This is a genomic window from Pseudonocardia endophytica, from assembly GCF_004339565.1.
GTDB classification, from domain to species: Bacteria; Actinomycetota; Actinomycetes; order Mycobacteriales; family Pseudonocardiaceae; genus Pseudonocardia; species Pseudonocardia endophytica.
On sequence record NZ_SMFZ01000002.1, the window covers coordinates 346,175 to 360,175 of the forward strand.

The following is a 14,001-nucleotide window of genomic DNA, read 5'->3' on the forward strand; positions in this document are numbered from 1 at the left end:
CCCGCGCCGGAATCCGGCTGCGTCGACGACCGTCGTCGAGCCATCATGGTCCGCCCCGACGAGAGGTGCGCCCGTGTCCGACCGTGGGCTGACCGACGACGTGCTGCGCTCCACGCTGGTTCGCGGACCGACACCGGTCCGTGTCGAACTGGCCGAGCACGACCCGGCGTGGGCGGACCGGTTCGCGGTCCGGGCGGCCGAACTTCGCCGTGCGCTCGGTGGACGGGCACGGCTCGTCGAACACATCGGTTCGACGGCGGTGCCCCGCCTGGCCGCGAAACCGATCGTGGACATCGTGGTCGGCATCGACGACCCGGACGACGAACCCGCCTACCTCCCCGAGCTGGAGGCCGTCGGCTACGACGTGCGCGTCCGCCAACCGGGACACCGGTGCCTGCGCATCGGAGAGCCCGACGAGCCGGTCAACCTGCACTGCTACCGGCCGGAGGACGACGAGGTGCATCGTTACCTGCTGTTCCGTGACCGCCTGCGCTCCGACGACGCCGACCGGCGCCTCTACGAGGACACGAAACGCTCGCTCACCGGCCGCGAGTGGCCGGACGTGAACTACTACGCCGAGGCCAAACGGCCGGTGATCATGGAGATCCTGCGCCGCGCGGGATGGGACGGATAGGTCAGCGCAGGCGGTAGCGCTGCAGCGTGACGCCGGAGCGGAACGAGCGGGACCCGGCCAGCGACAACGACCGCAGTTCCACTCCGTCCGGGAACAGCCGCCGACCGCGGCCGAGCACCACCGGGAACACGAACAGGCGCATCTCGTCCACCAGGTCGGCGGCGAGCAGGTCGTGGCAGAGCCGGATGCTTCCGGTGACGCCGACGGTGCCGTCCGGCCCGTCCGCGAGGACCTCGACGACCTCCTTCGTGAGCGTGTCGCCACCACGCAGGACGGTCGAGTTCTGCCACCGCGGGTCGGTGAGGGTGGAGGAGACGACGTACTTCGCGACGTCGTCCAGGTGAGCCGTGATGCCGGTCGTGTCGCCGGTCTGGTTCGGCCAGAAACCGCGCATGTCCTCGAACGTCTGCCGTCCGACGAGGAAGCCGACCTCCTCGGCCATGTGCTCCCGGACGGTCGCGAGCATGTCCGTGCCGCCGTCGCCGTCGCTGTCGGCGGGGCCGAACCAGTCGTCGGTGGCCTCGACGACGCCGTCGAGCGTGATGTTCTGGGTGATCACGAGCTGTCGTGCCATGCAGGGCCGACCGCCGCCGCGGCCGGGACTCATCGGTCGTGCGCGAGGCTCTCCGGCCGCGGTGCCGACCGAGACGTCAGCGGGTCTCGTCGACGAGCCAGGACAGGTAGGCGGCGCTGCCGCCCTCGATCGGCATTGCGATGATCTCCGGGACGTCGTAGGAGTGGGCCGCCTGCAGGTGCGCGGTCAGCGCGGGCACCCGGTCGGCCGCCGTCTTGATCTCGACGCGCCACTCGTGCTCGGTCTGCACCGCGCCCTCCCAGTGGAAGACGCTGGTGACCGGTCCGACGATCTGTGCGCACGCGCCGAGCCGCGCCTCGATCGCGCCGGCGGCGAGCGAGCGGGCCTCGGACTCGCTGTCGGTGGTGGACGCGACGACGACGTGCTCGGCGGGCATGCGCCGCACGCTACCGGCGGTCCCTGGCGTTCTCGTACTTCCGGGCGGCGAAGCCGTACGCCTCGTCGAGCAGCCCGACGACGTCCGGCCACGTCCGGTCCGGGTTGAGCACGCAGACCCAGCCGATCGAGGCGTAGGTCGGGTGCGGGAGCAGGACGTCGACGGCGGTCAGGTCGCCCTCGGGCGGGTCCAGCTCGCGGTAGGCGGCGCGCGGCAGGCCGATGTTCAGCCGGAAGATCCCGGGGCGGTCGAGCTGCGAGCCGACGTCCCACGGATCGCCGTCGGGCGTGTACATGTCGGCGGTCACGACGGTGGCCCACGGCAGCCGGCGTTCCGGCGGGAGGTCGCCGCCCGGGTCGTGGACGGCGAACGCGTCGCCGTTCGCCTCGAGCAGGCGGGTCCCGGGGAAGTGGGCGGTCAGGTACTCGCGGATCTCGTCATCGCGCACCGCCCCAAGACAGCACTCTATCCATGATCATTGTCCGACGAGTGTGACTCATGTCACACGATCGGCGAGCGCTGCGACGTCGTCGGCGCAGCCCCAGCCGAGCGTGATCCCGGAGCCGCCGTGGCCGTAGTCGTGGATCACCGGCGGACGGTCGGCCGTGGCCGGTTCCATCTCCAGCCGGACCTCCGGGCGGGCCGGGCGCAGGCCGGCGACGTGCTCCAGGATCTCGGTGTCCCGCAACGCCGGGACGATGTCGGTGCAGCGACGGACGATCGCCGCGCTCGCCGCCGGGTCCGGCGTGGCGTCCCACTCGTCCTCGTCCAGCGTGCCGCCGAGGATGCAGTCGTCGGCGCGCGGGTGGACGTAGGCGCGGCCGTCGGGGTGCTGCTCGTCGCGCACCGACAGCGTCAGTCCGGGGTTCGGCACCCGCACGATCCGCCCGCGCACCGGGATCACCGATGCGTCGCCCGCGAGCGTCCGGGCGCCGAGGCCCGAGCAGTGCACGACGACGTCGGCGCCGCGACCGGCCTCGGCGAGCGAGGCGACGCGTCGGGTCTCGTGCGTCCCACCGCGCCGCTCCAGCTCGGCCGCCAGCCACGGCAGGTGCACCGGCATCTCCACGAGCGGTACCGCGAACCGCAGTCCGAACCGGTAACCGGGCGGGAGCTCGTCGGCGCGTGCCGGTCGCAGACCGTCGACGGCGGCCGCCCACCACGGCTCCTCCGGCTCGGACCGGTACAGCGCCAGGCTCTCTCGCATCACGACGCCGGGCACGCCGGCCCGCGCCTGCGCGGCCAGCTCGGTGAACGTGCGCCTGCCCCAGTCCAGGACCCGGTCGCGAGGGCCGGCCCGGGTCGGGAACCAGACGGCGGCGGCCAGGTGCGACGTGGTGCCCTCGACCGGCGCGTCGCTGAGTACACGCACCGACCAGCCGCGTTCCAGCAGCCGGATCGCGCAGGTCAGGCCCGTGATCCCGGCTCCGACGACGACGGCGCGGCGGTTCGGTGATCCGGTCACCGGCCCACCGTGGCGCGCGACGGGTCCGGAGCGGAACCCGCCCGTGCGGAACCCGACACGTGTCGACGAGCGCCCGGCCCGGGCGCTCCGGTGCGGTTGACCCGGCCGCCGCCGCCTCATCTGGCCGTCGCCGCCTCATCCCGCCACCGCTGTCCCGTCCGGCCGCCGCCCGATCCCGCGAGATGGCAGTCATGGCTGTTCGATCACGGGTGGGGGAGCCATGAGCGCCATCTCAACCGGTGTCGATCACGTGGACCGCCTCGTCCTCCCGTGGGGAGCTCGGTCGGCCGTCTGCCCGGTCCGGCGGGCCGGGGTGGTCGGGCCGGCGGCAGTCGGCACCGTGCCGTCGTCGATCCGCGGCGCTGCCTCGTCACTGCCGCCGGTCGGCGCGCCGCTACCCGGCCCGGCGCGCTCCACCCGGCCCGACGCGCTCCACCCGGCCCGACGCGGTCCACCCGGGCACCCGCCCCTGCGAACCCCGGTAGTAGGCGCCCCAGCCGATCCGGTGGCTGCGCGGGGTCGATACGGATCCGACGTCGACCAGCGTCGCCGATCGGTTGCCACGTCCCGGCTGTCCGCGTGACCGGGAGGTGACTCTCGAACCGGACGCGGCGTCGACGGTCACGTCGCGGTCGTCGCCACCGCCACGTCGTGACGGCCGAACCTCGGAGGGTCGACGTCACCATGAGGGCCGATCTCCGGGCTCGCGACAGATGGCTTCGGTCCGGACCGTCCGGCCGCGATCGCGGACAGAAACCGGACCCGGCTCAGCCGTACGCGGCGTCGAAGAACGCCAGCTCCAGGTCCACGGCCCGCACGAACCGGGTCGCGACCTGGCCGGCGCGATCGCGGTCCAAGCCGTCCGCGGCCCGGTCGAGCTCGTCGCGCAGGAACTCCACCCATTCCGCGAACTCCCGACCCCGGTGCAGCTCGATCCACTCCGCGTGGATCGGGTCGTCGGGGAGCGTGGTGCCCGTGCGGCTCGCCCAGTCCAGGTAGAGCCACTCGGCGACGACGAGCACGGCGAGCGCGTCCGCGTACCCGGCGCCCGCCGCGTCGTGCATCAGCTCGACGAACGCCGTCGTCGGGCCGAGCGGCTCGACCGGGCCGTCGGAGCCCAGCGCGTCGAGCGATCGGTCGAAGAAGTCGTTCTCCGGACCGGCGACGAGCCCGAGCTGGCGGGCCAGCCGCACCCGCGGCCCGGGACGGTCCGCTCCGGCGACGGCGGCACCGAGCAGCGCCAGGAACGCATCGACGAACTGGTGGTCCTGTGCCAGATAGCGCGTCAGCACCTCGCGGTCGAGCTCGCCGGACCACAGCTCGTCGACGAAGCGGTGCTCCACCGCCGCCCGCCAGACCGGAGCCGTGACCTCTCGCATCCGTGCACAGAACGACACGGCCGTTCAGGCTACGTGTGGCAGACGGCCTCCACGTTGTGTCCGTCCGGATCGCGGACGAACACGGCGTAGTACGACGGGTGGTACTCCGGCCACACCCGGGGCGCGTGCAGGATCTCGGCGCCCCGGTCGACCGCCGCCGCGTGCACGGCGTCCACCGACGAACGGTCCGGCGCGACGAACGCGATGTGCAGCTCGCCGGAGGGTGGACCGGCGCCGAGCCAGAAGCTCGGCTTGCCGTCCGGCCCGCCGAGCCCGACGACCTCGCCGTCCCCGCGTGGGAACCGCATGATCACCTGCGCGCCCAGTGGCGCGAACACGGAGCCGTAGAAGTCCGCCGACGCCGCCGTGTCGCGGGTCGGGATGGACAGATGGTCGAGCACGGGGACCTCCCGGGAGGGATACGACCGGAACGCGCGCAGCATGGCAGCGACCACCGACAGTCTCGTTCGATTCCGAGTCGTAACGCTGCGCTCTGGCGGGACCGGGGTCGGACGCTCACGATGGGCTGAACGTCGGGAGGGGGCGTGATGTCGGATACACAGACGCGCGACGAACTGTCCACCGGTCTGCGCAACCGGCACGTCACGATGATCAGCATCGCGGGCGTGATCGGGGCCGGCCTGTTCGTCGGCTCCGGGGAGGCGATCGCGACGGCGGGGCCAGGCGTGCTGCTGGCCTACCTGTTCGCCGGGGCACTGGTCGTGCTCGTGATGCGGATGCTCGGTGAGATGGCCGCGGCGCAGCCGGACTCCGGGTCGTTCTCCACCTACGCCGACCGTGCGATCGGGCCGTGGGCCGGGTTCACCGTCGGCTGGCTGTACTGGTGGTTCTGGGTGCTCGTGATCCCGGTCGAGGCGACCGCGGCGGCGACGATCCTGAACTCCTACGTCACGTCGGTCCCGCAGTGGGTGTGGGCGCTCGTCGTGACGCTCCTGCTGACCGTCACGAACCTGTTCAACGTGGCGAACTACGGTGAGTTCGAGTTCTGGTTCGCGCTGCTCAAGGTCGCCGCGATCATCGCGTTCATCGTGGTCGGGGCGCTGGCCGTGCTCGGCGTGTTCCCCGGACCGGCCGGTGACGTCGGCGGTCTGTCCAAACTGGTCGACCAGGGCGGCTTCCTGCCGAACGGGATCGGCGCCGTCGTCGCGGCCGTGCTGCTGACCATGTTCAGCTTCATGGGGACCGAGATCGTCACGATCGCGGCGGCCGAGTCCGACCACCCGGCCGAGCGGATCCGCAAGGCCACCCGCTCGGTGATCTGGCGGATCGCGGTGTTCTACCTGGCCTCGATCCTGCTGGTCGTCGCGATCGTGCCGTGGACCGACCCGCGCCTGCCCGACCACGGCTCCTACCAGACCGCGCTGGAGGTGCTCGCCGTCCCGGGCGCGAAGACGATCGTCGACATCGTGGTGCTCGTCGCCGTCGCGAGCTGCCTGAACTCGGCGCTGTACACGGCGTCGCGGATGATCTACTCGCTCGGGAGGCGCGGCCAGGCGCCGACGGCCGTCATGCGCACCACGTCGGCGGGCGTGCCCCGCACCGCCGTGCTCGCGTCCACCGCGGTCGGGTTCCTCACGGTGATCGCGAACTACGCGTTTCCCGAGGAGGTCTTCTCCACGCTGCTCGCCACGTCCGGAGCGATCGCGCTGCTCGTCTACCTCGTGATCGCGGTGTCGCAGCTGCGGATGCGGCGGGCGCTGGAGCGCGACGGTACGACGATGCCGGTGCGGATGTGGGCCTACCCGGGGCTGACCTGGGCCGTGATCGTCGTGATCCCGCTGGTGCTGGTCTACATGGCCTTCCGCGAGGGCTCCCGGTTCGACCTGGCGATGACGGCCGTGATCGCCGTCGTGGTGGTCGTCGTGTCGTTCGTGGTGACGCGACGCAGGTCGGGCGACCGGGTCTGACACCCCACCCCATACGGTGTGTCCATGAACCGGAAGGAGCTGGTCCGCAGCAACGAGCGGCCGTTGTGGCACCAGCTGCTGTCCGACCTCCGGGCGAGGCTGGAGTCCGGGGAGTTCGACGACGGCCTGCCCAGCGAGTTCGCCATCGCCGCCGAGTACTCGGTCAGCAGGCACACCGTGCGGGAGGCGCTGCGACGCCTGCGTGACGACGGGGCCGTCGTCTCCACCCGCGGCCGGGTGGCCCGGCGGGTCACGCCGGAGCCGATCGAGCAGCCGCTGTCCGAGCCGTACAGCCTGTTCGTCGCCGTCGAGGCGACCGGTCGGACCCAGCGCAGCGTCGTGCACGTGCTGGACACCCGCGCCGACGGCGTCGTCGCCTCCCGGATGGGCCTGGAGGAGTCGACGCCGCTGGTCTACCTGGAGCGTCTCCGGCTCGCGGACTCCGAGCCGCTGGCCGTCGACCGGATCTGGCTGCCGCTGGCCCTCGCCGAACCGCTGCTGGACGTCGACTTCAGCCACACCGGTCTCTACCCCGAGTACCGCAGGCGGTGCGGGATCCGCGTCACCGGCGGCCGGGAGAACATCCGCGCGGTGACCCCGACCGACGCCGAGCGGCACCTGCTCGGGATCGACGGGACGGTCGCCGCACTGGCCATCGAGCGGTGCGGCCTGGCCGACGGGCGGGCCGTGGAGTGGCGGCACACGCTGGTGCGCGGCGACCGGTTCAGCGTGACCGCCCAGTTCTCCGACCGGGCGGGCTACCGCGTCGACCTGGTCGACCCGACCGGGTCCTGACCCCACCGAGGCGATCCTGCGCTGCGCCCGCGCCGTCGGGGCGTTCGGATGATCGCCGGTTGCGGAGCCCACCGTTCGCTGCGCGAACGACCCGCGCCACCATCGCTGATCACGGCTGGCCGGAGGGATCGGCTGATGGACCGCCCGCTCACCGGTCGCGCGGGAGATGCCTGACCAGAACGGGTCAGGCGGTGGGGACGGACACGCCGACGCCGCCGCGGGTCTGGGCGCCGTAGCGCGCGATCTCGGCGTCGAGCTCCAGCGGCGCGGTGCGCATCCCGGTGTCCTCGCCGAGCAGTTCGGCGGGCACGAGCCAGCTGACCTCGAACTCGAGTCCGTCCGGGTCCTGGGCGTAGAGCGCCTTCGTCGAACCGTGGTCCGATGCTCCGACGAGTGCGCCCATGCGGAGCAGCACGTCCTGGATCCGGGCCAGCTCGGCGAGCGTGTCGACCTCCCACGCCAGGTGGTAGAGCCCGACGGTCCGGGAGCCGGCGCCGGAGTCGCCCGCGTTCGCGCCGATCCCGAACAGGCCGAGGTCGTGATCGTTCGTCGATCCCTCCGCCTGCAGGAACGCGGCCCGGCCCTGGACCGAGGTGATCACCCGGAAGCCCAGGGCCTCGGAGTAGAACGCGACGCTGCGGTCGACGTCGCGGACGTAGAGGACGGCGTGGTTGAGGCGCTGGACGGGCATCGGACCTCCTTGAGTTGAACTCTCAACTACCACTGTACGCGCTAGTCACCCTCACGGTCCACGAGTCGGCTGAGCACGATCGCGGAGCGCGTGTGCTCTACGTTCGGGGCCTCCCGGACGCGCTCCAGTGCGTCCTCCAGCGAGGACACGTCGCGGGATCGCATGTGGACGATCGCGTCCGCGTCGCCGGTGATGGTCCCGGCGCCGACCACCTCCGGGACGCGGGAGAGCATGCGGCGCAGCTCCACCGGTGCGACCGTGCCGCGACAGAACAGCTCGACGTAGGCCTCGGTGCCGCGGTCGTCGATCGCCGGGTCGACGCGGATCGTGAACGACCGGATCACGCCGGTCGCGACGAGCCGGTCGACCCGTCGCTTCACCGCCGACGCGGACAGCCCGATCTCGTCGCCGAGCTCGGCCCAGCCCGCCCGGCTGTTCGCGCGGAGCAGGTCGAGGAGCCTGCGATCCAGTGCATCCATGCGCACGATTCTTGCGTATCGACCCGGGAAAATCCGGGAAACCAGCGCTCCGAAGCGGGAAACGTCGGCCGCCTGCGTCGCAGACTGGACCCATGACGATGGCGCAGATCCGCCCCCGCATCGCCGTCCCGCGCACCGTCCTGATGTGCCGGCCGGACCACTTCACCGTGAGCTACCGGATCAACCCGTGGATGCGGCCGCAGGACCCGGTCGACACCGCCAGGGCCGTCCGGCAGTGGGAGGAGCTGTACCGCACCTACCTGCGGCTCGGATTCGACGTGCAGCTGATCGACCCGGTGCCCGGCCTGCCGGACATGGTGTACGCCGCGAACGGAGGCCAGGTCGTCGACGGCGTCGCGCACGGCGCCCGGTTCCGGCACGGCGAGCGGGCCGCGGAGGGGCCGCTCTACATGGAGTGGTTCCGCCGCCACGGCTACGACGTCCGCGAGCCGGTCGCGACGAACGAGGGCGAGGGCGACTTCCTGCTCGTCGGGGACACCGTGTTCGCCGGCAGCGGCTTCCGCAGCGACCCGGCGTCGCACGCGGAGGCGGCCCGGGTGTTCGGACGCGAGGTCGTCTCGCTGGGCCTGGTCGACCCGCGTTTCTACCATCTGGACACGGCGTTCGCGGTGCTGTCCGACGGTGAGGGCGAGGACGAGGTCGCGTACTACCCGGAGGCGTTCGACGAGCCGTCCCGCGCGCTGCTGGCCTCCCGCTTCCCGGACGCGATCCTGGTCGGTGAGGACGACGCGGTCGTGTTCGGACTGAACTGCTTCTCCGACGGGCACCACGTCGTGCTGGCCGCGCAGGCCACCGGGTTCGCGGCGCAGCTCGCCGAGCGCGGGTTCGCGCCGATCGGCGTCGACCTGTCCGAGCTGCTCCGCGGCGGCGGTGGCGTGAAGTGCTGCACGCTGGAGCTGCGGTCATGACGGCCGTCCTGGGCCGGTCCGCCGCCGAGATCGCCCGCGCCGAGCGCTGGGGTGCCCGGAACTACGCGCCGCTCCCGGTCGTCGTCGCGTCCGGACGGGGCACGCGGGTCACCGACGTCGACGGCCGCTCCTACCTGGACTTCCTGGCCGGCTACTCGGCGCTGAACTTCGGGCACGGCCACCCGGTGCTGGTCGAGGCGGCGCACCGGCAGCTGGACACGCTGACGCTGACCAGCCGGGCGTTCCACAACGACCGGCTCCCCGCGTTCCAGGAGCGACTCGCGGCTCTGGCCGGAGTCGAGACCGTCCTTCCGATGAACACCGGCGCCGAGGCCGTCGAGACCGGGATCAAGGTCGCGCGCGCCTTGGGCTACCGGGCGCGCGGCGTGCCCGACGGGCGGGCCCGGATCGTCGTCGCGCACGGCAACTTCCACGGCCGCACGACGACGATCGTCGGTTTCTCCGACGACCCGGACGCCCGGAACGGGTTCGGCCCGTTCACCCCCGGGTTCGACGCCGTGCCGTACGGCGACGCGGACGCGCTGGAGGCCGCGCTCACCGACGACACCGTGGCCGTGCTGCTGGAGCCGATCCAGGGCGAGGCCGGCGTGATCGTGCCGCCGCCCGGCTACCTGGCGGCCGTCCGGCGGATCACCGAGCGGCGCGGCGTGCTGCTGGTGATCGACGAGATCCAGTCCGGGCTCGGCCGCACCGGCACGACGTTCCGGTCCGAGGCCGAGGGGGTCGTCGGTGACCTGATGCTGCTCGGCAAGGCCCTCGGGGGCGGGATCGTGCCGGTCAGTGCCGTCGTCGGGCGCGCCGACGTGCTGGGCGTGCTGCGTCCCGGCGAGCACGGCTCGACGTTCGGCGGGAACCCGCTGGCCGCGGCCGTCGGCACGGCCGTGGTCGGGCTGCTGGAGACCGGGGAGTACCAGAAGCGCGCCCGCGTGCTCGGGGCGCACCTGCACGCCCGGCTCGGCGAGCTGGTCGGGCACGGGCTGACGGCCGTCCGCGGCGCGGGGCTCTGGGCCGGGATCGACGTCGACCCGTCCGTCGGATCCGGGCGCCGGGTGTGCGAGCTGCTCGCGGAGCACGGCGTCCTGGCCAAGGACACGCACGGCGAGACGCTGCGCCTGGCGCCACCACTCGTCGTCGAAGCATCGGAGATCGACGAGGCGGTGGACGCGCTGGCGGCGGTGCTCCACTCCTGACCCGCGAACGAACGGCACCTTCGAGCAGTCACATTGCTCGAAGGTGCCGTTCGTTGCGAAAGGGGGTGGTTGCGACGGGGGTGGAGGTGCTGTCCCGCGGCTACGCTCCGCGCGTGGACGACGTGTGCTGGCTGGACGCCGCCGAGCGGCGGACCTGGCTGGCCCTGCTCGGCACGACGGCGGCGCTGGACGCGGTGCTGGACCGGCAGCTCCAGCGCGACGCCGGCATGCCGTTGGCCTACTACCAGCTGCTGGCGATGCTCTCCGAGGCGCCGGGCCGGTCGCTGCGGATGACCGAGCTGGCCGAGATCACCCAGAGCTCGCCGAGCCGGATCTCGCACGCGGTGAAGCGGCTGGAGGCGCGGCAGTGGGTGCTGCGCCGCCCGTGCGCCGACGACCGGCGCAGCACGTTCGCCCAGCTCACCGACGCCGGTTACGCCGCACTGGCCGCGGCGGCGCCCGCCCACGTGCGGGCCGTCCGGGAGCACCTGTTCGACGCGCTCACCGCCGAGCAGGTCGCCCAGCTGCGCGAGATCCTCACCGCGATCGCGGCCCGCATCCCCGACTGACCCGGCACGGGTGTGGCGTTCGTTCCGGTGAGGCGCACGGATGCCACGTCGGCGCGGACTCGATGGCAGGCTGTCCGCCATGCCGACTCTCGTGCTGCTGCGCCACGGTCAGAGCGTCTGGAACGCGAAGAACCTGTTCACCGGATGGGTCGACGTCCCGCTGTCCGAGCAGGGCGAGCAGGAGGCCCTGCGCGGCGGGAAGCTGCTGGCCGACGAGGGCCTGCTGCCGGACGTCGTGCACACGTCGCTGCTGCGCCGCGCGATCGCGACGGCGAACATCGCCCTCGACGCGGCGGACCGGCACTGGATCCCGGTCACCCGCGACTGGCGCCTCAACGAGCGGCACTACGGCGCGTTGCAGGGCAAGGACAAGAAGCAGACGCTCGAGGAGTTCGGCGAGGAGCAGTTCATGCTCTGGCGCCGCTCGTACGACACCCCGCCGCCGCCGATCGAGAAGGGCTCGGAGTTCTCCCAGGACGCCGACCCGCGCTACGAGGGAGTGGACGCGCCGCTGACCGAGTGCCTGGCCGACGTCGTGGCCCGGTTCCTGCCGTACTGGGAGTCGCGGGTGCTGCCGGACCTGCGGGCCGGGAAGGTCGTGATGCTCGCCGCGCACGGCAACTCGCTGCGGGCGCTCGTGAAGTACCTGGACGGCATCTCGGACACCGACATCGCCGGCCTGAACATCCCGACCGGCATCCCGCTCGTCTACGAGCTCGACGAGGGGTTCGTCCCGACGACGCCGGGCGGTCGCTACCTGGACCCGGACGCGGCGGAGGAGGCGATCGCGGGGGTGGCCGCACAGGGTCGCTGAGCGACGCTCGCGGAGCGAACCCGCGGCACGGCGGGCCCAGTCTGAACCGGCGGTGAACGGGCGCCGAACACTTGCTCGGACGGGGGTCGGGAGCGTCACCATCGGGGCCCGACGGTGGTGTTCCGGCTGTCCGGACTGCCTACTATGCGGCCGTGACCGCGCTTGCGTGGCTGATCGTCGCCGCTGCGCTCGGCCTCGGTCTCGTCGCCGGGGCCGTGCTGGGCCGACGTGTCCGCCGGGCCGGTGGCCGAGCCTCCGACCCGACGACGCAGACCCTCGACCCGCCGCGCAGGCGCCGGGCGGACGCCGACGTGCCCGACCTCGGTGAGCTGCTGCACCGCACGTTCCGCCAGTCCGGGTCCGGGCTGGCCGTCGTCGCGGCCAACGGCGACGTGCTGCTGCACAACGCCCGGGCCGAGCGGCTCGGCGCGGTGACGGCCGGCCGCCTCGACCCGCGGGCCTGGGCCGCCTGCCAGCGGGTGCTCGGCGGTGAGAGCCGGCTCGAGGTCGACCTCTCGCCACTCGAACGGGCCCCGCGCGGCCCGGTCGCCGTCCAGGCCATCGTCCGGGCGCTCGGCGAGGGCTACACGCTGGTCGAGGCGCTGGACACGTCCGAGGTCGCGCGGCTGGAGGCGACCCGGCGGGACTTCGTCGCGAACGTCTCGCACGAGCTGAAGACGCCGGTCGGCGCCGTCGCGCTGCTGGCCGAGGCACTGCTGGACACGCTCGACGGGCTGGAACCCCCTGACGGCTCCGACGGCTCCGACGTCGCCGAGGTACGACGCTTCGGCGAGAAGATCCTCCGCGAGTCCAACCGGATGGGCAGCCTCGTCTCCGAGCTGATCGCGCTGTCCCGGCTCACCGGCGCAGAACGGCTGCCCGAGCTGGCGGCCGTCGACGTGGACGACATCGTCGGTGAGGCGCTCGCGCGCAGCCGCAACTCGGCCGAGTCCGGCGCGGTGGAGATCACCGCGGACCCGGCGTCCGGACTCGTCGTCGACGGCGACCGGTCTCTGCTGGTCACGGCGCTGACCAACCTCGTGGAGAACGCGATCGCCTACTCGCCGGCCGACTCGTCGGTGTCGGTGACCCGGCGCGCCGTCGACGGCTCGGTGGAGATCGCCGTGACCGACCGCGGCATCGGGATCGCACCGGAGCACCAGAAGCGGGTGTTCGAGCGGTTCTTCCGGGTCGACCCGGCCCGGTCGCGGGCGACCGGCGGTACCGGGCTCGGGCTGGCGATCGTCAAGCACGTCTGCGCCAACCACGGCGGCGAGGTCCGGCTGTGGAGCCGCCCCGGCACCGGATCGACGTTCACCATGCGCCTGCCCACGCGGATCTCCGCACGCCAGACCGACCCCGCCACCCCCGACGCGGAGGCCGGCACCACCACAGCCGCTCCCGACCCGGCCGCGGCCGGACGAGCTGGAGGATGACATGACCAGGGTGCTGATCGTGGAGGACGAGGAGTCGTTCGCCGACCCGATCGAGTTCATGCTGCGCAAGGAGGGCTTCACGACGGCCGTCGCGGCGAACGGCAACGACGCGCTCGCCGAGTTCGACCGCAACGGCGCCGACATCGTCCTGCTCGACCTGATGCTGCCCGGGATGAGCGGCACCGACGTGTGCAAGGCGCTGCGCTCCCGCTCGGCCGTACCGGTGATCATGGTCACGGCGCGGGACAGCGAGATCGACAAGGTGGTCGGCCTGGAGCTGGGCGCGGACGACTACGTCACGAAGCCGTACTCGGCGCGCGAGCTGATCGCCCGGGTCCGGGCCGTGCTGCGCCGCGGCAACGAGGGTGCGGCCGAGACCGACGGCAACCTCGGCATCCTGGAGGCCGGGCCGGTCCGGATGGACGTGGAGCGGCACGTCGTGTCCGTGAACGGGTCCGACGTCGCGCTCCCGCTCAAGGAGTTCGACCTGCTCGAGTACCTGCTGCGCAACGTCGGCCGGGTACTGACGCGGGCGCAGCTGATCGACCGGGTGTGGGGCGCGGACTACGTCGGCGACACGAAGACCCTCGACGTGCACGTCAAGCGTTTGCGCGCGAAAGTCGAGAACGACCCGTCGGCACCACAGCACCTGGTGACCGTGCGAGGTCTCGGATACAAGTTCGATGTGTGACCGGGCACC

At 72.6% G+C, this 14,001-nt stretch carries 17 protein-coding genes; 9 read left to right on the forward strand and 8 right to left on the reverse strand.

Annotated elements, in window-relative coordinates; translation table 11 throughout:
• Window positions 1–73 precede the first annotated feature (73 nt).
• Window positions 74–634 (forward strand): GrpB family protein, encoded by a 561-nt coding sequence (locus tag EV378_RS20435; protein WP_132428716.1) that lies wholly within the window; start codon window positions 74–76, stop codon window positions 632–634.
• 1 nt (window position 635) lies between these two features.
• Here EV378_RS20435 and EV378_RS20440 read toward each other — a convergent pair whose 3' ends face one another.
• The 6 genes from EV378_RS20440 to EV378_RS20465 form a co-directional block, all read right to left on the reverse strand.
• A complete protein-coding gene (locus EV378_RS20440; protein ID WP_132428718.1) occupies window positions 636–1,208 on the reverse strand; it encodes a dihydrofolate reductase family protein in 573 nt (190 codons plus the stop codon).
• Window positions 1,209–1,284: 76 nt separating this feature from the next.
• The gene (gene cutA / locus EV378_RS20445) at window positions 1,285–1,605 is read right to left on the reverse strand and encodes a divalent-cation tolerance protein CutA (protein ID WP_132428720.1); all 321 of its coding nucleotides are present in this window, start codon (window positions 1,603–1,605) and stop codon (window positions 1,285–1,287) included.
• Between the two features lie 10 nt (window positions 1,606–1,615).
• Window positions 1,616–2,053: a DUF6194 family protein gene (locus EV378_RS20450; RefSeq protein WP_132428722.1), complete on the reverse strand. Its 438-nt coding sequence runs from the start codon at window positions 2,051–2,053 to the stop codon at window positions 1,616–1,618.
• Window positions 2,054–2,101: 48 nt separating this feature from the next.
• On the reverse strand, window positions 2,102–3,070 hold the full coding sequence (locus tag EV378_RS20455) for an FAD-dependent oxidoreductase (protein ID WP_243653672.1): 969 nt from the start codon (window positions 3,068–3,070) through the stop codon (window positions 2,102–2,104).
• A gap of 767 nt (window positions 3,071–3,837) precedes the next feature.
• Complete coding sequence (locus EV378_RS20460) at window positions 3,838–4,449, reverse strand: TenA family protein (RefSeq protein ID WP_132428726.1); 612 nt, start codon at window positions 4,447–4,449, stop codon at window positions 3,838–3,840.
• Between the two features lie 29 nt (window positions 4,450–4,478).
• On the reverse strand, window positions 4,479–4,904 hold the full coding sequence (locus EV378_RS20465; RefSeq protein ID WP_243653673.1) for a VOC family protein: 426 nt from the start codon (window positions 4,902–4,904) through the stop codon (window positions 4,479–4,481).
• A gap of 93 nt (window positions 4,905–4,997) precedes the next feature.
• Between EV378_RS20465 and gabP the strand changes: the two genes are divergently transcribed.
• Window positions 4,998–6,377 carry a GABA permease gene (gene gabP / locus EV378_RS20470; protein ID WP_132428728.1) on the forward strand — a complete coding sequence of 460 codons (1,380 nt, stop codon included), beginning with the start codon at window positions 4,998–5,000 and terminating at the stop codon, window positions 6,375–6,377.
• A gap of 24 nt (window positions 6,378–6,401) precedes the next feature.
• Window positions 6,402–7,172, forward strand: coding sequence for a GntR family transcriptional regulator (locus EV378_RS20475; RefSeq protein ID WP_132428730.1), 771 nt, complete (start codon window positions 6,402–6,404; stop codon window positions 7,170–7,172).
• 184 nt (window positions 7,173–7,356) lie between these two features.
• Here the strand turns inward: EV378_RS20475 and EV378_RS20480 are convergent, their stop codons facing one another.
• Entirely contained in the window at window positions 7,357–7,863 is a 507-nt protein-coding gene (locus EV378_RS20480; RefSeq protein WP_132428732.1) for a VOC family protein, read from the reverse strand.
• Window positions 7,864–7,904: 41 nt separating this feature from the next.
• Complete coding sequence (locus EV378_RS20485; RefSeq protein ID WP_132428734.1) at window positions 7,905–8,342, reverse strand: Lrp/AsnC family transcriptional regulator; 438 nt, start codon at window positions 8,340–8,342, stop codon at window positions 7,905–7,907.
• Window positions 8,343–8,434: 92 nt separating this feature from the next.
• Between EV378_RS20485 and ddaH the strand changes: the two genes are divergently transcribed.
• From ddaH to EV378_RS20515, 6 genes are all read left to right on the forward strand, one after another.
• Window positions 8,435–9,271, forward strand: coding sequence for a dimethylargininase (gene ddaH, locus EV378_RS20490; protein WP_132428736.1), 837 nt, complete (start codon window positions 8,435–8,437; stop codon window positions 9,269–9,271).
• Entirely contained in the window at window positions 9,268–10,482 is a 1,215-nt protein-coding gene (gene rocD, locus EV378_RS20495) for an ornithine--oxo-acid transaminase (RefSeq protein ID WP_132428738.1), read from the forward strand. Before ddaH ends, rocD begins: the two co-directional genes overlap by 4 nt.
• A 113-nt stretch (window positions 10,483–10,595) precedes the next feature.
• Complete coding sequence (locus tag EV378_RS20500; RefSeq protein WP_132428740.1) at window positions 10,596–11,051, forward strand: MarR family transcriptional regulator; 456 nt, start codon at window positions 10,596–10,598, stop codon at window positions 11,049–11,051.
• Window positions 11,052–11,130: 79 nt separating this feature from the next.
• A complete protein-coding gene (locus tag EV378_RS20505; protein ID WP_424511246.1) occupies window positions 11,131–11,865 on the forward strand; it encodes a phosphoglyceromutase in 735 nt (244 codons plus the stop codon).
• Between the two features lie 152 nt (window positions 11,866–12,017).
• Entirely contained in the window at window positions 12,018–13,301 is a 1,284-nt protein-coding gene (locus EV378_RS20510) for a sensor histidine kinase (RefSeq protein ID WP_132428742.1), read from the forward strand.
• Between the two features lies 1 nt (window position 13,302).
• On the forward strand, window positions 13,303–13,992 hold the full coding sequence (locus EV378_RS20515; RefSeq protein WP_132428744.1) for a response regulator transcription factor: 690 nt from the start codon (window positions 13,303–13,305) through the stop codon (window positions 13,990–13,992).
• The last annotated feature ends 9 nt before the right edge of the window (window positions 13,993–14,001 follow it).